The organism is uncultured Clostridium sp. (assembly GCF_963515715.1).
GTDB lineage: Bacteria > Bacillota > Clostridia > Clostridiales > Clostridiaceae > Clostridium_AW.
In genome coordinates this window covers 1-23,453 of sequence record NZ_CAUPZS010000024.1, presented here as the reverse complement: position 1 = coordinate 23,453, position 23,453 = coordinate 1, and the positions used below count along the sequence as shown (strand labels likewise).

Genomic DNA, 23,453 nt, shown 5'->3' with positions numbered 1-23,453 from the left:
AATTAGATAAGGAGAAGAGAGATTTTGAACAAATATATTGAATTTAAAGATGTAAAAAAGGTATATAAAATGGGAGAGGTAAAAATTGAAGCTCTAAGTGGGGTTGATTTCTCTATTAATAAAGGGGAATTTGTTGTTGTTGCAGGAGCTAGTGGTGCTGGTAAGAGTACAATATTAAACATATTAGGAGGCATGGATAAACCTACTAGTGGAAAAGTTATAGTAGATAATAATGAAGTTAATGCCTATTCCAATAAGGAACTTATCACCTATAGAAGACATGATATAGGGTTTGTATTTCAGTTTTATAATTTAGTACAGAATTTAACTGCCATTGAGAATTTAGAACTAGCAACACAGATATGTAAAGAGCCATTGGATGTTGAAGAAGTATTGGAGGCAGTAGGCCTTAGTCACAGAAAAAAGAACTTCCCAGCTCAGCTATCAGGGGGAGAACAACAGAGGGTGGCAATAGCCAGGGCTTTGGCAAAGAACCCGAAACTACTTCTTTGTGATGAGCCTACAGGAGCTTTGGATTATAATACAGGAAAATCCATACTAAAACTTCTTCAGGATACCTGTAGGGAAATGAATATGACTGTGGTTGTAATTACTCACAATTTAGCCATAGCTCCAATGGGGGATAAAGTGATTAAGGTTAAAAACGGAAAAATTGAAAGTATAACTAAAAATGAAAATCCTATTCCAGTGGAAAGGATTGAGTGGTAGTGAAGATAAATGCTTTAGCGAAAGATACCATAAGAGATATTAAAAAGTCTTTAGGTAGGTTTACATCTATTTTAGCAATTGTAGCACTAGGAGTAGCATTTTTTTCAGGATTAAAGATAGCCCCAGAGGATATGAAAATAACTGCAGATAAATATTATGATGATTATAATTTAATGGATGTTAGAGTTTTATCTACCCTTGGTTTAACTGAGGGAGATGTGGATGAAATAAGAAAAATTCCAGGGGTAAAGGGAGTTCTTGGAACTTATAGCATGGATGCGCTAATTCAATATGATGCTAAGGAAGTTGTATTAAAGGTACATGGACTGCCATTAGATAAATTAAAAGATAATGATGAGGATTATATAAATAGGGTAAATTTAGTAGAAGGAAGATTGCCAGAAAAATCTGGAGAGTGTGTAATAGAAAAAGGAAAAAATGATGCCATAACTGTTCCAGTAGGTTCCACCATAAAGTTATATTCTGGTACAGATGATCCATTAAGTGATAATCTTAAAGAAACAGAATATAAAGTTGTTGGAAAAGTGCAAACTCCATACTATCTATCCTTTGAAAAGGGTAGTAGTTCTATTGGTAATGGACAAATAAGAAATTTTATTATGATTCCACAGGAAGATTTTAAAATGCCTGCTTACACAGAGATTTTTGCTACTGTAGAGGGAGCTAGGGAAATAAACTCCTATAAGGATAGCTATTTTGATGTGGTTAATAAAGTTACAGAAGAAATCGAGAACCTGGCTGAATCTAGAGAAGAAATTAGATATGAAGAGGTTTTAAAAGAAGGCAGAGAGGATCTAGAAGAAGGTAAGAAAGAGTACACAGAGGAAAAAAAAGAAGCCGAAGAAAAGTTAGATAAGGCATTAAAAGAAATAGAAGATTCTAAAATAAAAATAAGTGATTCAGAGAAGGATTTGATTGATAAGGAAAGAGTATTTAATACTTCCATAAAGGAAGCGGAAGATAAAATAGCTAAGGGAGAAAAGGATTTACTAAAAGGTGAAGAGGAGTTAAAGAGAAATCTTAAATCTTTTAATGATAGTAAAACCTTAGCAGAAGAAGGTTTTAAAAAGGCTGAAGAAGAATTGGCCAAGGGAAAACAGTCATTGTCGCTTTTAGAAGGTAAAGTAGTTGAAATTGAAAATGCTCTTAAAAATCCAGAATTACCAGGAGAAGAAAGAGAAAAGTTACAAGTAGAATTGCAAACAACCAAAGGAATATTACAAGGTACTAAGGATGAATTGGAAAAGGGGAAAAAGGAGCTAGAAGAAAGGAAAGCTGAATTATCTAAAGGGGAAGAGGAACTAAATAAATCAAAAGCTTTTCTAATATCCTCAAGGGATAAATTGGAGAAAGAAAAATTAAATCTTAGGGAAGAAAAAGATAAAGCCCTTGCTGGATTTAAAGAAGGAAGAGAAAAGATAGAAAGTGGAAAGAGAGACCTATTAAAAGGTGAGGAAGAGTATAAAAACTCAAAAGCAAAAGCGGAGAAAGAACTATCTAAGGCTAAGAATAAAATTGATGACGGGGAAAGAGACTTAGAAAAAATTGAAAAGCCTCAGTGGTATGTACTAAATAGAGAAAGCCATTATTCCTATGTAGATTACGGTGGTTCAGCAGATAGAATTGATGCTTTAGCAAAGGTCTTCCCAGTGTTCTTCGCCCTAGTGGCAGCATTGGTATGTCTTACTACTATGACAAGAATGGTAGATGAGCAAAGAGTAAATATTGGAACCTTAAAAGCTCTAGGATATAAGAAAGGAGCAATAGCTTCAAAATATATAGCCTATGCCTTAGTTGCTAGTACCTTAGGATGTGTAATAGGTTTAGCTATAGGATTTACTGTATTTCCAATAGTAGTATTTAATGCTTATGGAATAATGTATGTGCTACCACCGGTAATTACAAGTTTTAATATTCCTTTAGCGTTGACAATATCCCTAGCAGCTATAGCAGTAACCACATTATCCGCCTTTTTTGCATGTTATAAGGAATTAGTAGAAACTCCATCAGTGTTAATGAGACCAAGGGCGCCAAAGGAGGGAAAGAGAATTCTTCTTGAGAGAATATCTTTTATCTGGAATAAACTAAACTTTAGCGCTAAGGTTACAACTAGAAATATATTTAGATACAAAAAGAGATTCTTTATGACTGTATTTGGAATAGCAGGTTGCACAGCGTTGATTGTAGCGGCCTTTGGAATAAAAGATTCTATTAGAACCATTGTGGATAAACAATTTGGAGTTATATTTACCTATGATATGACTGTAAATTTAGAAAAGAAGGCTAGCCAAGAAGAGAAGGATAAAGCTATAGAATATATTTCAAAGGATAATAGAATATCTAGCTATGAACTAACTAGTCGTGAAAGTGGAAGTCTTTCTTTAAATGAACAAGAAAAGAATATTTCAATAATAGCTCCAAGGGATGTAGCAAGTATAGAAAATTTTATACACCTGCAAGGGCGTAAGGACGAAATGCACATTCCAATCCCCTCTAAGGGAGTTGTTATTACGGAGAAGGTAGCAAATGATATAGGAGCGAAGGTTGGAGATGAAATAAAGCTAATAAACAGTGAAGATAAGAAAGCTTCAGTTAAGGTAACTGGAATTGCTGAAAACTATCTTTTCAATTATGCATATATATCTTCGAATTACTATGAAGAACTCTTTTTAACACCTGTAGAATTTAATGAAGTAATAGCTTCTTTAAAAGATACCTCTAAGAATTTTGAAGATAATTTATCTAGAGATTTAATAGAAAAAGAGGGAATATCTAATGCAAGTTTTAATACTGCAACTAAAGAGAATTTTGAAGATACCATAAGAAGTTTAAATTACGTAGTGCTTGTTATGATTGTATCTGCTGGAGCTTTAGCCTTTGTAGTTTTATACAATCTAACTAATGTTAACATTAGTGAAAGAATAAGAGAAATTGCGACAATAAAAGTCCTTGGTTTCTATGATAATGAGGTATCTGCGTATATCTATAAGGAAAACACAATTCTTACATTTATAGGAACTGCTTTTGGATTGATCCTAGGAGTGTTTCTTCATAAATTTATAATGATTACAGTTGAAATGGAAAACATGATGTTTGGACGTTCACTAGATGTAAAGAGCTTTGTAATTTCAGTAATACTAACGCTTATATTTGCAGTTTTAGTTAACATTGCAATGTATTATAAACTTAAAAATATCGAAATGGTTGAATCTCTTAAGTCGGTGGATTAGTGGCTTAAGGTAAGTACGTTGATTTTGAATATTATTGAGAATTAATGAAGAATTAAAATTGAAGAGTGAAGAGTACAGGAATTTCATCCATAACTCTTCACTCTTAGTTTTTAACTTTTTACTATCAGATTTTCAATTATCCACTGTCCATTCTCAATTATAAAATTACATTGCAATTTTTATATATACTTATTACTTAAATTTAAAAGTTTGAGTGTAGGGAGGTGGCATTAAACTGATATCTTTAGGAGCGGTATAAACCTTATCTATGATAGTGCCATAACTATCTTTATCATTTCTAATTGCATCTAGAACCCTATTAGCTACATCTAGCCCTAAGTTATAGCCTTCAGATAAATCGAGGGGATAATGCACTCCAGCATAAAGTCTAGAGGTACTGCATTCCTTAGCCAGTTCAGTTAATCTTTCTTTTTCTGTAGGGAAAAAATGAGATAATATACCTGCGAAACATCCAGCACTAACGGCATGACCAGCAGGATAACTTGGATGTTCAGGAGTTTTTAAATATGGGGTAAAACAAGGATCATATTGAACAGGCCTTGGAATTTGGAAAGCATACTTATAATACCAACATATAACCATGGCATCATTATTAGCATTAGAAACAATACTATAAAGTCTTGCAGCGGACACTGCAGGAACACCATAGGCATTAATAAGGGTCTGAAGAATTGGTATAAGCTGATTTTGAGGTACTCCAGCTCCCCAATACTTAGCAATAGTTTTTTCATCCTCTGTTAGATTATAATAGGTTTCAATTACTTTGTTTAATTCACTATTAGGAAAGTCCATTGAAATATCGGGAGTTTTTATATTAAAAGCGATATCATTGCCATTTAAATCTGTAAATCCACCATTAGGAGATCTTTTAAAATAATACAAAGGCCAACTACCTCCTGAAGGAGTTTCTCCTAAAGAAGTAAAGTCATTTCCTGGGTAAGGAATCTTGTCCCATTTATTTTCTGTATTGCAGTGACACATAAAATTTTCCTCCTAAATATTGAAAATTTTAAAAAGGGTAACTACCCTTATTTATATACTATGTGGCAGAATTTTAACGGTTTCATGTTTTAATAATTATTTTATATTTAATAGTTTGTTTTCATAGTTATATTTAGAATTATAGCGAATAAAGTTATAGTAATGTAATTTTGAAGAGAGTTTCATTAGTATTATATGAGGGGTGTATTATATGGGATGGTCCAAATACACTGAGGACAATGTTGAAATGCAATTAGAGAGATTAGAAGGATTAGAAAAACTTAAAGAAAAAGAAAGATCACATAATCATTCTCATGGCAGTAATAAAAGTAATAATAAGATTAATTTAAAGGAAAAAAACTACTTAATATTTCAACTATGTAAAGAGGATAAAGAAGGCTCGGAATCTGCTTTAGACAATATTTTAAAGGAAATTACCACGGAAGAATTGAGAAAAGATTTTGAAGAGGGAATAGTAAAATTATATGAGAGTAATTATTTATTATGCCACTATTTAGTTAACAACAGTGTAAAATTTAAAGAAGAAAAAAACATAATAACAAAGGAAGAAAATGAAGTAGCAACTTTATATGAAAATATTATATATCCCTTGCAAATGAACATAAAAAATACTTTGGTTGAGGATTTTAAAATCTTAGAAGAAAAAATAACACTAAAGGATATGGAGAAAATTATATTAAAGTATACATTGCCATATAGAGGATTTATAGAAGAGGAATTTATATTTTATTGTAGTAAACTACTAGAGGATATGCCTCATATGGAAAAATATATGCTAATAAAAATTATCTTTAAAAATAATTTCTTAAGCTATAAAAAAGAAATAGTTGAAACTTGTTTGAACATACTAGAGGAAAATTCCAATCTTTTAGATAGTGAACATATATATATATTAATAGATTTGTTAAAGAATTTAGATAAGAACATTAAAGTAAGAATTATAAAAATTCTATGTGAGGAAATAAAAAGGACAGATGAATATAAGGCTATAATGGAGGAAAATTATCACAAAAAGTTTAACAATACAGTGGCAATATTATCAATGAATTACTTACCATTTGAAAAAGGTTTAAACTATGCAAAGGCCATTAGTGGAAGAATAGAGGAAGTTGAGTTTAAAGAGGAACTAAAGTTTTTAGTGAAGGAAGGCTTAGTTGCAAGGAGATTATATATTCTAACAAACTTACTTCAAGTGAAAACCAAAGATGAAAGAAAGCTAGTTAAAAGAATAAATGCTGAGAATATTTTATTAGTAAGAAAGCACTTCCCAGATATATATAAAAGTATGGTAATGAAGAAAATTAGAAAAGCTGAAAAAGATAAGGATTTGCCTCAATTAATGATATTACTTAATAATAATGTAGGAGTAGATTTTTACGATGAACTATTCCATAAAGCATATAAAAGCGTACCTAAAAGAAGTGAAAGCTTAATATCATTTTTAAAAGATGGCAATATTCAAGGATCAAGAAAAAATGAAGTTAATGGAGAAATTTATAATTTAGCAAAAAAAGAAAACTTTAAGAAGGTAGATACTGAAACTATTGATTATTTTATAAGAGAAGATCTAGATACTTACGAGGTATTTGTCAAAGTTAGTTCTGAACTAAAGAAATATCTTTTAGATAGTTGGGCTAAAACAGATAAAAAATATAAAATAAAAGAAATCATTTTGGCTTTATTGAAGAAATATACTTCTTATAATGAACAGTTGATAATATATAATAATTATTACATTAAATATGAACTAGAAGATATAGATATATTCAACATCATAAGCAATAGAGTTTATCAGCATGCGGTATATTTAATTCTGGAAAAAGGATTACTAGAGGGGGAAGGTATAGGAGATAAAGATGTAGGAGAAATATCAATGTTATTTATGCAATTTAAATTAACAGAAAGATTTATTTATGATAAATGGCTATTTGCCAATATGGATAAGAATGTAAGAAAAAATATATTAAAAACTATACTATCATTAAAAGAACCTATGGATATTTATGATGAGCTAAAAAGCTTTCTTTATGGATTGTATATAGAAAATAATGTTGAAGAATTAGATGGGAATATAGACTTCATAGTAGAAGCTTTAAATGGAAAAAGTGAAGCATACCATATTTTTAGAAAGGTTTTAGAAGAACAAAATACTATAGTGAGCAAAACTAAAACTTTGTTAGAAGAAAAGATGGATTCATCTCCATCTGAAAAATTAGAATAATTTATCCATGTGCATAGCAGTGCTTATCCCCCACTTTCATGGAAGATGGGGGTGTTAGCAATGTTATCAATGGAAATTAATTAAAATCTATTCAACTTTATCTAATACTTTTTCATAACAATAAAAGGGTTTTTCTTTTCCTAAAAAGCTCATTTCCCCCACAAGATTATAACCGCATTTACTAAAAAGTATGTTCATTTTTGTGTTTAATGAATACGTATCTGTTTTTAAGTATCTTATATTGTTTTCGAAAGCTAGTTCATCAGCAAACTCCATTAACTTTCTACCTATTCCTTTTCTTCTGGAATTTGGGTTAACTGCCATTCTATGAATAACCATAATATTCTCATTTAATGACCAATTTAATCCATCATATTCAACGGGCTCTACTTTATTAATACATACAAAACCAACTAATTTTCCGTGATTTTCTGAAACAAATAAATCACCCTTTTGGATGTCATTGATAAAATCTTTTTCTTGAGGATAGCTTTCATCCCATTGGTAATTGTTATAAGAATGCATTTCAACAATAGTATCCTTTATGATTTCCATAATATCTTTTAAGTCTTCCATGGTTGCTTTTCTTATCATATTAATCACCTCTAACAAATTCTTTTGTCTAAATTATCCATTTTTTTCTCTGTGCAATCTGTATTAATAATAGCATTGCATAACTGAAGGTTCAATTATAAAATTTATTGTAATCGATAAATTGTAGCAGTTTATGTAAATATATGATATCTTATATAGTAGAAGGTATATTTGAAAGGAATGAATCAATGGGAAGAAAAGATTTAGATGATGAATATTTTAATGAAGGATATCAAAAATATTCCTTAGAAGATAATTTTTATGAAGAAAGTAAAGTAAAATTACCTCAATCAAAACCTGGTATATTTTCATTTGTATTGGCATTGCTAAGTGTTGTTATTTTTATTATATCTATTATTCTTTTAGTCAAAACTAATGATCAAGGGATATATTCAGAAGTTACTCCTTCAGAAATTATGGGAACTATTTTTTTATTATTAAGTGGCATATTAAGTTTTACAGGTGTAGCATTAGGTATTGCTGGAGTAGTAACTAAAAATAGAAAAAAGGTTTACCCTATTATAGGAATTATAATAAATTTATTAATAGCATTATTTTTTATTGCCATAATAATAACTGCAATTTCAGGTGCAAAAGAGGAACAATATGAATATAATGAACATAAATCGATCCAGGTTAATTCTAATGGGCGCATATATTCTATGGCCAGTAAATATAATTATGGAAATAGCTGATACAAAATTATTAAAAAGTATAAATAATACGCAAATTATATTATGTTGCAGGACATTTACGTAGCTTTAGGTGGAGTTATTATGACACCTAAAGCTTTTGTTATTATGTGTAATATTTATGATATAAGTGGATAGAATTAGTTGAGATTATGGGGGAAGAAAAAGATAAAATCCCTAAAGAATTTATGAAAACGTTGCAATAAATTACAATTTATATTACCATAATATTAATGGATTTGTAATATTTTGTACATTTTATGTATTTATCCTTAAAATACACACATTAGAAAAACATCGGGGGGTATTAAGTCATGGAAATATCATCAAATATATTAGAAAATTTTAAGAAGAAGACTCTAAAATTTGTTTTAACATTATACTCAATAAGTATATTATGTGCCAGCGCTATATTTTTGGTCATAAAAAAAATAGGATATTATGATAAAGTTTCTTGGAGCTCTTTATGGACACTACTAATAGTATCTATTGCTGAAGTTAGTATATTTGGAATTTGTTATAAAGCGGCGATGAAAAATGAGGATTCGTGGAAGAAATGGGGGAGAGTACTTAAGACGTTACTTCTATTAATTGGATATGCAAATTATCTATGGTATACATTTTTGATACCTTCTAAAGAACTTTGGTTAATAATATTTTATTTTACTATATTAAATGCTCTTTTGTTTGATAGTTATGTAATGATATCAACAATAATACTTAGTGCAGTATCACTTACAGTTTTATTTTGGAAAAATCCTCTGCTCCACCCAGATTCACAGGTATTATTTATAGAGATGTCTATAAGGGTACTTACTATAATATTTATTTTATTTTCTTTATACATGTTTATAAGATTTTCCAACATGCTTTTAAAAGAAATTATAAATAGTGAGAAGATTGTAAATGAAAAAAATGAAACTCTATCTAAACTCTTTAAACAAATATCATCAATTAATGAGGCGCTGTTAAACTCAAGTGATGCCCTTTCTGTTGCTGTCAATGAAGAGGCAAGTTCCCTTCAACAGATAGCATTTACAAGCAGTGAAATCACTCATGATGCAAATGATATGCTTAATGACACCTATAAAAACAAAGAGATATTAGTTAGATTATTGGATAAAAACAAAGGAATTTCAGAAAAAATTGAGGACACTAAGGCATTTTCAAATCAACTGATTTCTATATCAAATGAAAATAATGAGGCATTAAAACAAACCTTAAATATAATAGGAAATATAAGTGGTAGCATTGAGACTACTTTTGAAGCTTCTAAAATATTAAAACAGAAATCAGAAGAAATAGATACTATATTGGGTGCCCTTAGGGATATATCAGAACAGACCAATCTTTTAGCTTTAAATGCTTCTATTGAAGCTGCACGAGCAGGTGAAAATGGAAAAGGTTTTGCTGTAGTTGCAGATGAGGTGAGGACATTATCTGAGAACACAAAGAATTCATTGAAAAATATAAGTAGTATAGTTGAAGAATTCAAAGACAAAGCTAATGAAGTGGAAGAGTTAATGACTAAGAATAATGATAAGATTTCAACGGGAAATAAAATATTGACTCAAACAGTAGACAGTATAGATCAGATTGTTGACAAGCTTAAAGTCTCAGATACAAATATTAATACAATAAGCCAATGGACAGTAGCCATGCTTGAAGAAACAGAAAATGTAGTATCCTTTAACTCTAATATTTTTGAAATTACTGAATCTACAATAAATAAATTTAACTTGGTTTCTGAGTCAGTGAACCAAAATGCATCGGTAGGAGAAAAAATAGCTACAAATGCAGAACAACTAAAAGATCTTGCTGAGGAAATGAGAAGCCTTGCTCGATAAAGTTAAGTGATAAAAAATAGGGAGGACAAGTATGGATGAAAAAAGTTATGTTGTTATTTCTGAAGCTCCTAAAATAGATTATATGAAAAACTATGTTGCACTGCCTAAAAATTATCCTTCTAAGGAGTATTTTCAGAGAGACGACGTGAAAGCAATAAGAGATACTGTATATAAAAATCTAAATGAATTAAATGCAAAAATTAATTTTGTGGACAAGATGAAGAATAAAAAAGTTCTGATTAAGCCAAATCTTGTATCTGTGTATCATAATATGGGGTATAAGGAAACTGATTATCCAGAATCTACAGATCCCAGGGTTTTTGAGGCTGTAGTTTCTTTTTTTAAACAATATACAGATAATATTGTTATTATTGAATCATCAGGTAGAGGGATGCCTACAAAAGTAAGCTTTAAAGTAAGCGGTATTGATAGAGTAGCAAAATACTATAAAACCAAGTGTATAGCATTAGAGCATGAACCCGTAGTAAGATATATGCTTCCAAAAGCTGAAGTAATGAAAGAGGTATACATACCAAAAATATTAGAGGAAGTAGTGAATGAAGAGGCTTTTTATATTTCGGTACCTTTGATGAAAACCAATTTATACACAGGTGTGACTTTAGGGACTAAAAATGCAATGGGCACAATTCCATATAATTTAAGACAAAGGAATCATAATTATTTAATTAATAAAAAGCTTACTGACCTGCTTTACTTATTTAAACCTCACTTAACCATTATTGATGGGATTATAGGAGGAGAAGGATGTACTCCAGCTCCTGTAGATCCTGTATCTGTAGGGGTAATAATAAGTGGTAATAACAGTGTTGAAACAGATATGGTTGCTACAAGGATGATGGGTATTGACCCGGAGAAAAATAAGCTTATGATAGAGGCCGTTAAAAGAGGATTTCATCAAAAGAATACTATTGTTATAGGAAATGAAAAAATTGTTCCCTTTAGGCCAGCAGACCCAACCCTTATGAATGATAGATTTAGAAAAGATTTTCCTAATGTTAAAGTGCTAGTAGGACATATGAAAAACAATGCACCAGTGATTAAAGATATAAATAATGTAACCACAGAGACAGTTAAGATTATGGAGCAAGTGTGTGATGGTGGCTGTGTGGCGGCAGTAAAAACCGCATTTGAAATGATGAACTACGTTGATAAATTGGACAAAAGTTTTGAATTAGTTGCTATTTTAGGAAGTGGCGTTGAAATTGAGGGCAAAATATATTATTTCGATGTAGATGGAAATGCCTATGATGTAGAAGCAATAAAAAATATGAAAGTTAAGAGAGTTACCTTTGGAGAATGTACAAATCATTTAAAAGAGTTTTGTGAATTTAATGGTGATGGTTGTTGTAGTCCAAGTAGTTGCATGTTAGTTCCATTCAAAGCTATTGGCGCTAATATGCCTATATTATCCCCGAAAAATAAGCATGTAGTGCGAATAGCAATAGAAACACTAAGAACCTACTTTATTAGAAGAAAACTAATAAAATCAGGTAAATGGGTGGATTGTCCTTACGAGGCTATAGATAAAATATATGAAATTCCTATACAAGATGAGGGTGATAAACAAGAGGACTTTATAAAGTGGCCTCTCCCACAATTGAAGGGAGAACTAAAATACCAGAGGATGAAAGAAAATACAATAAAGCTTTAACCACAGCTCTCACAAAAGTGAGAGCTTTTCTTATGTGTAATATTTTATTAGCATACATTTTAAATTCATTGACAAATCTAATTAAGAGGTATATTATTTAATTAAGTGATTACTTAATTAAAATTTAGGAGAATTAAAATGGATTATGTAGTGCAGATATTCAAGGCATTAGGAGATGAGACTAGATTAAAAATACTAATTATACTTTCGAGAAGAAAAATTTGTGCTAAAGGAATTGCTAAACACTTAAATATATCTGAAGCAGCGGTTTCCCAACATTTGAAAATTCTTAGAGAGGCTGGAATCATAACAGGTGAGAAGGTTGGATATTATGTACACTACAAATTACAAGAACTAGTTCTTGAAGAAGTAGTAGATTTTATTAATAAGATTAATAGTAGTCATGGCTTAGGCGATTGCAAATTAGGTGTAAATATACCTAACGATTGCAGAGTAGATTGCAAGGTCAACAAGATTAAATGTTGTCAAAAATTTTCAAAGTAAATTAAATCACTGTAGAGTAAGTTACAGTACATATTGAAAGGAGAATATAATATGAAAGTGTGTATTCCAGTGAAGGAAAATAAGGGATTAGATAGTGTTGCTTTTAACCATTTTGGTTCAGCGCCATTTTTTCTAATTTATGACTTAGAGAAAGAAGAAGTAAAAGTTATTGAAAACGGAGATTTACATCATGAGCATGGTATGTGTCAACCACTTAAGGCAATTGGAGGAGAAAATATTGATGCAATTTTAGTAGGTGGTATAGGCGCAGGAGCATTGATGAAATTGAACAATCAAGGAATAAAGGTATATAAAGTTAATGAGGATACATTGGCTCAAAACATAGAATTGTTAAAAAGAAATGAACTGCCAGAGTTCTCAGCAAATCATAGCTGTAATCACCATGGCTGTAGTCATTAAACCAAAGCTCTCACAAAAGTGAGAGCTTCTTATATGCCTTCTGATCAATACAGATATCCCTTAAATTATTCTTAATTATAGATTTAAAATTGATATTTTATTTATGGATGTGTTAAAATATTCAATAATATATAAATATGGAGTTGGTGTTGATGAAAAAAAATATTAAATTTATTACACTGTGTCTCCTATTGATTCTCACATTTACAGGGAAGGTAAGTGCTGAAGATAACATAGAAATTACTAATTGGAACGTAAAATCTGATGTTTTGGATGAAGGTTCTATTCTTGTAAATGAATATATAACTTTTAAATTCTCAGGAAGTTTTAATGGAGTCTTTAGAGAGATAAAAACAAATGATACTGATGGAATTGAAGATTTAAAAATAATTGAAAAAGGGGAAAATGGAGATATAACCCTTACAGAAGTAGACAAAGGGAAAAATGGACAAAAGGGAATTTACGAGAGAAATACTTCAAAAGAAGGAGAAAATATAAAAATTTATTCTCCATCTAAGAATACTGAAAAGACCTTCAATATAGTTTATAAGGTTAAAAATGTGTGCAAAAAATACAACGATATCGGAGAACTTTACTACAGTTTTCTTGGGAAAGAAAATAAAACACCTATAGGAGAATTTAATGTAAATATTAGCTTTCCCTACAACTTTAATAAAGATGAAGTAAAAATATTTGGCCACGGACAACTAAATGGAGTAGTAAAATTTGTAAATAATAGCACTGTAAATTTAAATGTTAAAAATGTAGGAGAGGGAAATCTAGTAGCTGCTAGAGTGATATTCCCAAAGGAATATATAAAAAACTCAAGTAAAGTAGTTAATGCAGATGGATATAATAAAATAATTAAGGAAGAGAAGGGCTATGCTGAAAAGATAAAAGAGAATCAGATCCGAAAGGAAAAGAGAAGTAGTGTTGGTAAATATATTTCTATTATATTAAGCGCCTTGGGGGGACTAATATTTATATTTACACAAATTAAAAGTAAAAGAGAAGATGTGGATGAAGTATACATGCAAAGTACTTTTCCAGAAGAGTGTACCCCTGCGGTGTTAAGTTATTTTTATTATAGTACTGTAAGCCCTAGGGCAGTTTTAGCAACTATTTTAGATTTAAACAGAAGAGGATATTTAAAAATAGAAGAAATAGAAAAGGATAATTTAACAAAGAAAAGAAAAGATAAGATAAAAAATTATAAGATAATGAGAACAAAGATGAACCTTGATCTTTTAGATCATGAGAGATATTTTATGAGTTGGATTATTGATGATATAGGTGATGGATACTATGTAACTACAGAAGGAATAAAAGAGTATAGTAAAAAACATAGCTCGGAATTTTATGATAGATATACAAAATGGTCAAAACCTATTAAAGAAGAAGTGAAGAAAAGAGGGTATTTTGATTTAGAAGTTAGAAAAACTGGAGTAAAGATTATGATATTATCTATCATAATGATAATAATTAGTATTCCATTAACTATATTTAGTGGATTATACGGCGCTTTATCTATAGGAGTGTTTGTCATATTGCTATTATGGGGAGGGATTAGTCTTTATAATAGAAAAACTCCTTATGGAAGAAAAGAGTACAATAAATGGAAGAAACTTAAGGAAGATATTACAAAAAATAAGAAAGAAGAATTATTTGAGGCCTATCCTATGGATAAGTATCTTATATATTCTCTAGTACTTGGAGTAGAAGATAGGAGATTAAATGAATTTAAAGAAAGCATAGAAAGAGATAATTATTATTATAATAATAATAATTTTTTATGGTTCTACTTTTATGCAGGTATGTTCGATAGCAGAACAGGAAAAAATGAATTTAGTTCCTCTATAGATTCAGCTTTTATTTCAACATCGCCATCCTCAGGAGCTGGTGGTGGATTCACAGGAGGCGGCGGTGGCGCTGGTGGTGGAGGAGCTGGAGGATTTTAAATAAAATATATTTAAAAGGAAAAGACCTTTATGACTAAAAGGTCTTTTTTATATTACCATAGTTTACGATTTTTATAGAATAGGTGATAATAATCTTGTTATAGATTCTAGTATTTTACTTGTTCTACTTACATTATTTAAGTCCTCTAAGGTTATTTCCTGTGAATCCTTCATGTCCATTAAGAATTGTTCCCTTAATGTATGGGCTATTTCACTGTTATAAATAAAAGCATTGGTTTCAAAGTTCAATTTAAAGCTCCTTATATCCATATTGGCTGTGCCAATACTGCTTAGAGAGTTGTCGGATACAATGGTTTTGCAGTGTATAAAGCCATTATTATATAGAAAAACTCTAGCACCAGCTTTCAATAATTCCCTTATATAGGATTGAGCTGCCCAGGACATAAATATATGATCTGGATTTCCGGGTATCATAATTCTTACATCTACCCCAGATAGAGAGGATATTTTCAAAGAGTCCAACACGTTGTCATCAGGTACGAAGTAAGGGCTTTGAAGGTAAAGATAATCCTTTGCGTTATTTATAATTTTTACATAACCATTTTTTATATACTGTTCATCGTGGTCAGGTCCACTAGATACAATTTGCATTCCTACATTTATGTCTATGTGAGTTTTAGTTGAGAAATATTTTGTATAATCCTCAATTTCCTCTTTGGAGGCATAGGTCCAATCCATTAAAAACCTTCCCTCTAAATCGTTAACGGCTTCACCTACTATTTTCATATGAGCATCTCTCCAGTTGCCTATTTTCTTATCTTTGCCTATGTACTCGTTTCCTACATTAAGCCCACCAAGAAAAGCAGCTTCGCCATCTATAACTACTATTTTTCTATGGTTTCTATAATTAATTCTTTTGTTTATAAAGGGGAAGGAAGTAGGGAAAAATACAGCATATTTACCTCCAGCCTCCTTAAAGTTTTTTAGAAGTCCATCTTTGTCCTTTGTGAATTTATAGGAACCCATGGCGTCAAAGAGAAGTTTAACCTCTAATCCTTCTTTAGCTTTTTTTGTTAATAGCTTCATTAGTTTATAACTTAAATCATCGGGTTTTATTATGTAATATTCCATATGTATAAACTTTTTAGATTGTTCAATATGGTAAAAAAGATCATTGAACTTTTCTTCACCATGAAAATATAATTTTACATTATTTCTTTGAGTATATAGGGAGTTGGCATTTTTATAATGCATTTTTATTATATCTTTATTTTCTATTGCGCTTATATCATATTCATAGCTTTTTATTATTTTATTTATGTATTCGTTTTTTCTTATGTCCTCCATAATCTTTTTGTTAAAGATTCTTTCGTGACTAAGATTCTTACCTAAAAATAAATAAACAATGAATCCCAATATAGGAAAAAGAGTTAAGATTAAAAGCCATGCCCAGGTAGTAGACGGGTTTCGTCTTTCAAAAAATATTAAAAATATAATAAATATTATATTGAGTATTACTATAGACGTTCCGATTAAAATTGATAGGCTCATCTTAAATTCCTTTCTGAAAATTACTTATCTTATAATAATACATTTTACACCAATGCTAATTATAATCAACTATTTTCATGTATTTTATAATTTCTAAATATTTCAAATATTATGTATTAATAATGATTTTATGTGGAAAAAGTTATATAATATAGTTATAATTTAATATAATACTGCGATAATATAATAATTAATTAGGAAGTGAAATTATGATTAATAAAAAGGCATTAATAGTGTATTATTCAAGGACGGGAAATACAAAAAAAGTAGCTGAGGAATTAGAAAAGATATTAGATTGTGATGTAGAAGAGGTTATAGATTATGTGGACAGAAAAGGAACAGTAGGATATATAAAATCTGTAATGGATGCTATGAAGAGGAGAACAACTAAGATAAGTGTTCGAAAATTTAATCCAGAAAAATATGATATTATAATTATTGCCACGCCAGTTTGGGCATCTACAATGGCTAACGCTATAAGAACTTATATTATAAAATATAGATATAAATTTGCAAAGGTTGCCTTTTTAACAACTCAAGGGTCTTCTATAAGTGAAAAGGCTTTTAAAGAAATGAAAGAACTCTGCCAAAAGGAGCCAATTTCAATTTGCGCTATTAGCACTAAGGAAATTAAGCAGGGACTTTATCAGGAAAAACTTAATAATTTTGCTTCTGAAATAAAATAGATATTAACTTTATATGGGTAGAATATATTATTAAGGAACTTTCGTTTTTATATGCAATATAATAGTAAAGGAATGAAAAATATTTTAGGAGGACCATAGATGTATCGTGATGATTACGGATACCGTGATGACATACATGAATTGATGGAGATGAAATATTGTCCATATTATACCCCTTTATTTAGATGTCCTTTACAATATGAATATAGACAACAACAGGGACCACCCACAACAGCACCACCAAGCTTTACTCCACAATTAACTCAAACCCAAGAGGCAACTATTAAAGCAGTTGACCCAGGTGCAATAAAGCCTTGTGTAAATACATTTTCATATATTTGGTTGAAAAATGGCCAATCCTTTTGGGCTTACATCACATATGTAGGAAGAACTTCTATTGCAGGCTGGAAGTATCAGAACAGGCGTTGGGTGTACTTTGGTGCGGATTTAAAAGATATTAAGAGTTTTACTTGTTATTAAAGTTATTTGATACAATAAAAATAGGCTCCCTTAATTTGGGAGCCTATTAATTATTAACACTTAAAGCTTTTTAGGAGTCTTATATAATGATTTGCTTCTCTAAGCACATGGTCACCTAATAATGGAACCATTATAGATCTTATATTACAACTAATTAAGCCCTCTGTCCCTTGCTTCTTGAAATCTCTAATTTCAATAGTATTTTTCAGAGCATCTTCTGTAGTTTTTGGTAACAGATTTAAATTTTTCATTAGAAGTTTTGTTTCCGCTGTTAAAGCATCAAATTTTTTGCCGAAGTCATTGGCTGTATCGAATAACTTAACTTCCGTTGGGTCAAGTAATCCTCTTATGAATTTAGCATGCTCTGCCATGATTCTATTCCAGAAGTTTTCTTGATATGCTAATTCTTTAGCCAGATTTACTTCTTGTCGATCTTGAAGCATTGTTAATATCCTTAAATAAAGTTTTGCTTCCCTAAGTATGTGGTCAATAAGCAGGGGATAATTGGCTGTGAACATTCTACAAGTCAATACGTTATCAAGTAATGCTGATTTAAAACATATTATTTTTTTAACAGCAATAATTGCTCTGCTATTTAATTGTGATACTCTTCTTTCAAGGCCAGCACTAGGTTTAGTTTGTGGGCATTTTATTAACGCTTCTTCCATTCTAGTTATATTACTATCAATTTCAATTCCAGATAAACATTCCGTTTCTCTTTCTGCAGGAAATGTTAAATCTGTTACGAGCTCTCCTGAATTGGCTACCTCAGGACTGATAATTCCTTGGGAAAGTCTGATAGTTTCGATGAGTAATTGACTAAATTCATTTTTTAACATATCTGCTTGGGAAGCCCAAAGATGATCTTTAGGCATTATTCCAGCTTCAAGAAAGATAGAATGCTCCTTTAAAATTCTCATAAAAAATAGGTTTAGTTCAAGGGATTGTCTTACAAATTCTTTACTAGATAACAAATTATCTACTCCTTTTTCATACTCCATTGTTATTATATTCATAAAAGCTAAAAAGTGAACTCTAAAAACCTTAAAATAGAAATTTAAGAGCTTAGCACCACCTATCTTCAACTTAACTATAAAAGAAGTATCCTCGAACGATTAATTTGAAGGGAACGTATATATAATATATAATCAAATAAAAACATTAAAAAATAGGAGGTAATTTATGGCTAAAAGTAAATCTGAAAAAAAGACAGTAATATTTATAATAGCAATTATAGTTTTTTTAATTGGTGTTTTTGGATTAGATAAGTATGGACAAGCAAGAGAATATAAAAATTTAGTTAATATAGCTACTAAAAGCATGAAAGAAAAAGATTATGATAAAGCTTTAGAAGAATTAAAAAAAGCTTTAGAATATAAAAAAGGTGAAGATATTAATGATAGTATTAATGAATGTAAAACACAATTAATATCTCTAGCTAAAGCTGAATTAGAAAAGAAAAATTATGAAGAGGCAAATAAGAATATAGATATACTATTAAAATATGATAGTGATAATAAAGAAGGAAAAGAAATAAAGCTATTAATAGAAGAAAAAGAAAAACAAGAGAGTGAAATAACTAAAGAGGAAGCAGAAAAGCTACTACTATCAATTAAAGAAAAAGAAGAGGAAATTAAATACTTAGGCATGACAAAAGTGCCAACTTATCCACTAGAAGTTTCTTCTTATAAAAAATTTCCTAAAGAGATAATAGAAAAAGAGGTGCATATATTTGAAATAACTATCAAATACGATGAAAATTCCGGCTTTTCTCGTGGGAGATTCTATATAGATTCTAATGGACATATTTATAAAGACACTTATCATGCTAATTTAGAATGTGTTAAGGTGAAATAAGTTTTTGTTTATTTTCTCAATTATAAATCTCTACAAAGATAATTTAGTTTTCCAAACAGAGAGCTAAGCATGCAGTGAAGCCGCTCCAGAAAAAGTCGCTTTTTCGTTACATGCAAATTTCTTCCATAGATTATAAAAACATGAGATGCAATAAATTTTTCTCAAACATTCATTTTTATAATTTCATTGTACAAAACTTAAAAACGCTATGTAATGTGCCCTATGCATTTGAGCAAAATCTAGAAATTCTTAATTTATTTTAGAAAAGCACCGTTAAGATGCTGCACATGTTTGAACGAAGGGAGTTTACCAGCATTATATTGTATATTATGTTTCCATATGTTACAATACAAGATAAGAATATTAAACAATATAAGGAAAAAACAAAAAGAAATAAAGGGGAGAACTTGATGTCCGCGAGAGTGTTCTAAATTAACCAACTGAATAGTTGTATCTTAAAAAACTTTTAAAAATCTAAGTTATTTAGGTTTATTTGTTGAGGAGTTTTTTGGGATTAAGTTAGAACACGGATAGCATTCAACCTTATTATATATGTTAATAGGCCGTGCTTTTGCACGGTATTTTTATGCCCTAAAGGAGAAGTATATTTTTTTGCCATATAATTTTAGAACAATATCTTAAAATTTAAGCAGGTTAAATTAATATCCATTTAATTTAAATTTTCAATGGATATATTAAAATTGTGCTTATTATTTTGAGATTATTGATATCATGTATGGCTTTTAAAAGAGTACTGTTTGACATATATTTAAATTTATAAAAGGCTGTGGTGACTTTGTGTTACTATAGCCTTTTTATATTATCTATGTTTCTAACTTTAGATTGTTCTGTTGGTAAAGAGTGCAACTAAAATTTTTAATATTTAAGAGAGGGAGATAGCAATGAATAATTACCTGCAGATAGTAAGTGAAAGTGTAAATATAGAAGATGGAGAAGAATCAATAAAAAATATTCTAATAGATATATATTTTAAAGATGGTATTTCTACAAAAGAATTGGCTAGGAAAAATCTTTTGCCGATTCCTGTAGTAGCGGCTATTAAAAAAGAGTTTATTAAACAGGGAGTGCTGATTCAAAATAGAGGAGTGAGACTTACTGAAAGAGGTAGAAATTTTATAGGAAATCAGTTAGGATTTTTGGGATTGAACAAAGAACTATACATGAAGTTATTAGAGGAGCCTTGGAAGGAACATAAAGAAATTAGAGAAATAAAAGAAGTATTGGGTGAAATATTTATAAATCGTCCTGAGGTGGATGTTACTATAGATCAATCTAAATGTACCGTAGATACTGCTGTGAAAAGAGCAGTACTATGCCTTAGAAATTCTGCATTGATAGGTAAAAATATCTTATGTTTAGGAGATGATGATTTAGTAAGTATAGCTTTAGGATTTTTATTAAAAAAATTATTTGCTGATATAAAACACTGTAAAACAAGAATAATTGTAATGGATATTGATAGAAGAATTATGGATTATATAAACAAAGTTGCTAAAGAGGAAGACCTTCCAGTTCAATGTGAATATATAGATTTCAAACTACCGCTACCTGAAAAATTTAAAAAGAAGTTTGATTGTTTATTTACTGATCCACCTTATACTCTTCAAGGAATGGAGTTGTTTCTTTCAAGAGGAGTTGAAGCTTTAAAAAATGAAAGAGGGCGTACTATCTTTCTTTCCTATGGACACAAATCTCCGGAATTTGAACTTAATATGCAGAAAATCTTTGTAGATATGGGGCTTACGGTTTTAGACATACTAAATGGGTTTAATGCATATGATGGTGCAGGAATAATTGGAGGTATAGGGCAAATGATTGTCCTTAAAACTACTAGCAGAACTAAGGTTTCAATAGGGACCTCTTATGAAGGTAAAATTTATACTGGGGAACTAAAAGTTACAGTCCGTTCTTACAAGTGTAGGGGATGTGGTGAAATAATAAAAGTTGGAGATTTAAAGGAATTTAAGACAATAGAAGAATTAAAAGCAAAGGGATGCAGAAAATGCAACAATCGAATATTCAATCTTATACAAAAAGAAATGAATAAAGATGGAGGAGCAATTGGACTTTAAGTTTAAACAAATACTGGGAAAGAAGAGGATGTATGATGAAAATAGAACAACTAGGAAGACATATTTTAGTGGAATATTATAATTGTGATAAAGAAATATTAAATAACTATGAGAAGATAGAAAAGTATATGATACAGGCAGCAAAAGAAGCTAAGGCTACAATAGTAACAAGTACATTTCACATGTTCAATCCTTGGGGCGTTAGTGGAGCTGTTATAATTCAAGAATCTCACTTAACTATTCATACATGGCCGGAATATAACTATGCAGCCGTAGATCTATTTACTTGTGGAGATGAGGTAAATCCTTGGGATGCATTTGATTATTTAGAGAGGAAACTAAAAGCAGAAAAAACAGATTATACAGAAATGTCTAGGGGAATAGTGGAGCGAATCAGAAAAAATACTAAAAAGGATTTAGGAATAATCACATTTAAATCTGAATCAGTAAAATAATATTATATTTTTAAGGAAAAATATTAATTATTAGCTGTGACAGTACTTTATAGAAAACGAGAAGATATTTGACAATAAGCTTAAAGTTATATATATTTTAATTAATTAAATTTTTAATTGTTAAAATAGGGGGTAAATACTTTGAGTGAAGAAAATTCAGTTGATCGATATATACATTCCATTATGCTAGAGATGCTAAACGTCCAACAAAAATCTAAAACTTTTATTGAATTCATTACAAAAAACGGAACATTGTCACAAAATCATCTTATGTTGATGATTGAGCTAAAATTACTAGAAAGTATGAGGATTACTGAAATCTCCGAAAGATTTTTCGTTACGGCTGGTGCTGCTACTTCTATGTGTGATAAATTAGAGGAACAAGAATTAATCTGTAGAATTCGTACTAAAGAAGATAGAAGGGTTGTATTAGTTACTCTTACTCCAAAGGGAGAGGATAAAATAAATGACTTGTTTAAAAGTTTTCCTAAAGAAAAATTAATTCAAATTGAAAATGTGTTCAAAGAAGTAAATGCTTTGATGTCTAGTATTATTGAATAGTTATATAAGGCTTAAAAATTTATTGAGTTGTTTCCATGTAATGGGAACAACTCTTTTTTTATAGTTGTAATTATTAGATTTGTTGACAAATTAATTTAAGTAGTATATATTTTAATTATTAAAATATATACTACTTAAATGATATTTATGTTAAAGAATTAAATAATTTAAATTATCAGTAAAAACTTGTGAAGATGTAAAGGAGGAGAAGATGAATATGATTGAAGAGTATATTGAAGAGTATGTTGAAGATGGAATTACGGTTAAAGGATTTTCTAAATACCAAAGGGATCTCAATGTAAAAAGTATAAACATTATTGGAAGCGGTCAATTTGAGGGAAGAATATTTACTGAAAGCTTTGAGAATTATGGGAGTACTGAAGTTAAGAATATTTGCGAAGCTAAAAAAATAACTAATTTAGGTCATTGTGGTTTTCAGTCCATTGAATGTAAGAATATTTATTCCTCAGGTTCTTTATATGTAGACCAATCTATTGTTACAGAAGAATTTCATTCAAAAGGAGCGGTTTATATTAAAAATGCCCTAACTGCACAAAATGTTCTTATAAATATAACTGCTCCTAGCCATATAGGTAAAATTATAGGGAGTAAAACCATTGAAATAGCTACTCATCCACTCTCGAATTTTAATATACTTTACTTGAATAGAAAAAAATTAGTTTGTAATTCCATAGAAGGAATCCATATAAAGGTTAAACATACGGAAGCAGATATTATAATTGGAGAAGAGGTTGATATAGGACCAGGTTGTTATATTAAAGAAGTTCGATATTCTAAAAAATTGAAGATTAATCCAAATTCTAAAGTGCTACATTATGAGCATATATCAAGTGATTCTTAGCTTCAGATGGAGTTTGCTTAAAAGGAATACTTACTC

Annotated in this window: 20 protein-coding genes; 16 read left to right on the top strand and 4 right to left on the bottom strand. The window is 29.9% G+C overall.

Annotated features, from left to right (window positions below; translation table 11 throughout):
- The first annotated feature begins 24 nt into the window (after window positions 1-24).
- On the top strand, window positions 25-729 hold the full coding sequence (locus RYO54_RS15040) for an ABC transporter ATP-binding protein (protein WP_315120484.1): 705 nt from the start codon (window positions 25-27) through the stop codon (window positions 727-729).
- Complete coding sequence (locus tag RYO54_RS15035; RefSeq protein ID WP_315120481.1) at window positions 729-3,980, top strand: FtsX-like permease family protein; 3,252 nt, start codon at window positions 729-731, stop codon at window positions 3,978-3,980. Before RYO54_RS15040 ends, RYO54_RS15035 begins: the two co-directional genes overlap by 1 nt.
- Before the next feature lie 192 nt (window positions 3,981-4,172).
- Here RYO54_RS15035 and RYO54_RS15030 read toward each other — a convergent pair whose 3' ends face one another.
- The gene (locus tag RYO54_RS15030) at window positions 4,173-4,982 is read right to left on the bottom strand and encodes a vanadium-dependent haloperoxidase (protein WP_315120479.1); all 810 of its coding nucleotides are present in this window, start codon (window positions 4,980-4,982) and stop codon (window positions 4,173-4,175) included.
- A 211-nt stretch (window positions 4,983-5,193) separates the two neighbouring features.
- Here RYO54_RS15030 and RYO54_RS15025 point away from each other — a divergent pair, with 211 nt between their 5' ends.
- A complete protein-coding gene (locus tag RYO54_RS15025) occupies window positions 5,194-7,224 on the top strand; it encodes a hypothetical protein (RefSeq protein ID WP_315120477.1) in 2,031 nt (676 codons plus the stop codon).
- An 87-nt stretch (window positions 7,225-7,311) separates the two neighbouring features.
- Here the strand turns inward: RYO54_RS15025 and RYO54_RS15020 are convergent, their stop codons facing one another.
- Window positions 7,312-7,818, bottom strand: coding sequence for a GNAT family N-acetyltransferase (locus RYO54_RS15020; RefSeq protein ID WP_315120474.1), 507 nt, complete (start codon window positions 7,816-7,818; stop codon window positions 7,312-7,314).
- Window positions 7,819-7,961: 143 nt separating this feature from the next.
- Here RYO54_RS15020 and RYO54_RS15015 point away from each other — a divergent pair, with 143 nt between their 5' ends.
- The 6 genes from RYO54_RS15015 to RYO54_RS14990 all read left to right on the top strand — a co-directional run bounded on the left by RYO54_RS15015 (window position 7,962) and on the right by RYO54_RS14990 (window position 14,911).
- Complete coding sequence (locus tag RYO54_RS15015; RefSeq protein WP_315120472.1) at window positions 7,962-8,513, top strand: hypothetical protein; 552 nt, start codon at window positions 7,962-7,964, stop codon at window positions 8,511-8,513.
- A 311-nt stretch (window positions 8,514-8,824) separates the two neighbouring features.
- Window positions 8,825-10,357, top strand: coding sequence for a methyl-accepting chemotaxis protein (locus RYO54_RS15010; RefSeq protein ID WP_315120469.1), 1,533 nt, complete (start codon window positions 8,825-8,827; stop codon window positions 10,355-10,357).
- A 31-nt stretch (window positions 10,358-10,388) separates the two neighbouring features.
- Complete coding sequence (locus tag RYO54_RS15005) at window positions 10,389-12,029, top strand: DUF362 domain-containing protein (protein ID WP_315120467.1); 1,641 nt, start codon at window positions 10,389-10,391, stop codon at window positions 12,027-12,029.
- 138 nt (window positions 12,030-12,167) lie between these two features.
- Complete coding sequence (locus RYO54_RS15000) at window positions 12,168-12,533, top strand: metalloregulator ArsR/SmtB family transcription factor (protein ID WP_315120464.1); 366 nt, start codon at window positions 12,168-12,170, stop codon at window positions 12,531-12,533.
- Between the two features lie 51 nt (window positions 12,534-12,584).
- Complete coding sequence (locus RYO54_RS14995) at window positions 12,585-12,953, top strand: NifB/NifX family molybdenum-iron cluster-binding protein (RefSeq protein WP_315120461.1); 369 nt, start codon at window positions 12,585-12,587, stop codon at window positions 12,951-12,953.
- A 152-nt stretch (window positions 12,954-13,105) separates the two neighbouring features.
- Window positions 13,106-14,911: a DUF2207 domain-containing protein gene (locus RYO54_RS14990; protein WP_315120458.1), complete on the top strand. Its 1,806-nt coding sequence runs from the start codon at window positions 13,106-13,108 to the stop codon at window positions 14,909-14,911.
- A 72-nt stretch (window positions 14,912-14,983) separates the two neighbouring features.
- Here RYO54_RS14990 and cls read toward each other — a convergent pair whose 3' ends face one another.
- A complete protein-coding gene (gene cls / locus RYO54_RS14985) occupies window positions 14,984-16,423 on the bottom strand; it encodes a cardiolipin synthase (protein WP_315120455.1) in 1,440 nt (479 codons plus the stop codon).
- A 209-nt stretch (window positions 16,424-16,632) separates the two neighbouring features.
- Between cls and RYO54_RS14980 the strand changes: the two genes are divergently transcribed.
- Both RYO54_RS14980 and RYO54_RS14975 read left to right on the top strand, forming a co-directional pair.
- Entirely contained in the window at window positions 16,633-17,109 is a 477-nt protein-coding gene (locus tag RYO54_RS14980; RefSeq protein WP_315120452.1) for a flavodoxin, read from the top strand.
- Between the two features lie 99 nt (window positions 17,110-17,208).
- Entirely contained in the window at window positions 17,209-17,589 is a 381-nt protein-coding gene (locus RYO54_RS14975; RefSeq protein WP_315120450.1) for a hypothetical protein, read from the top strand.
- A gap of 53 nt (window positions 17,590-17,642) precedes the next feature.
- Here the strand turns inward: RYO54_RS14975 and RYO54_RS14970 are convergent, their stop codons facing one another.
- Window positions 17,643-18,563 carry a DUF2935 domain-containing protein gene (locus tag RYO54_RS14970; protein ID WP_315120599.1) on the bottom strand — a complete coding sequence of 307 codons (921 nt, stop codon included), beginning with the start codon at window positions 18,561-18,563 and terminating at the stop codon, window positions 17,643-17,645.
- A gap of 208 nt (window positions 18,564-18,771) precedes the next feature.
- Between RYO54_RS14970 and RYO54_RS14965 the strand changes: the two genes are divergently transcribed.
- From RYO54_RS14965 to RYO54_RS14945, 5 genes are all read left to right on the top strand, one after another.
- A complete protein-coding gene (locus tag RYO54_RS14965) occupies window positions 18,772-19,446 on the top strand; it encodes a hypothetical protein (protein WP_315120448.1) in 675 nt (224 codons plus the stop codon).
- A gap of 902 nt (window positions 19,447-20,348) precedes the next feature.
- The gene (locus tag RYO54_RS14960; protein WP_315120445.1) at window positions 20,349-21,539 is read left to right on the top strand and encodes a bis-aminopropyl spermidine synthase family protein; all 1,191 of its coding nucleotides are present in this window, start codon (window positions 20,349-20,351) and stop codon (window positions 21,537-21,539) included.
- A 41-nt stretch (window positions 21,540-21,580) separates the two neighbouring features.
- Window positions 21,581-21,994 (top strand): adenosylmethionine decarboxylase, encoded by a 414-nt coding sequence (gene speD, locus RYO54_RS14955; protein ID WP_315120596.1) that lies wholly within the window; start codon window positions 21,581-21,583, stop codon window positions 21,992-21,994.
- A 141-nt stretch (window positions 21,995-22,135) separates the two neighbouring features.
- The gene (locus RYO54_RS14950; protein WP_315120443.1) at window positions 22,136-22,555 is read left to right on the top strand and encodes a MarR family transcriptional regulator; all 420 of its coding nucleotides are present in this window, start codon (window positions 22,136-22,138) and stop codon (window positions 22,553-22,555) included.
- A gap of 211 nt (window positions 22,556-22,766) precedes the next feature.
- Window positions 22,767-23,417: a hypothetical protein gene (locus RYO54_RS14945; RefSeq protein WP_315120442.1), complete on the top strand. Its 651-nt coding sequence runs from the start codon at window positions 22,767-22,769 to the stop codon at window positions 23,415-23,417.
- Window positions 23,418-23,453: the final 36 nt, after the last annotated feature.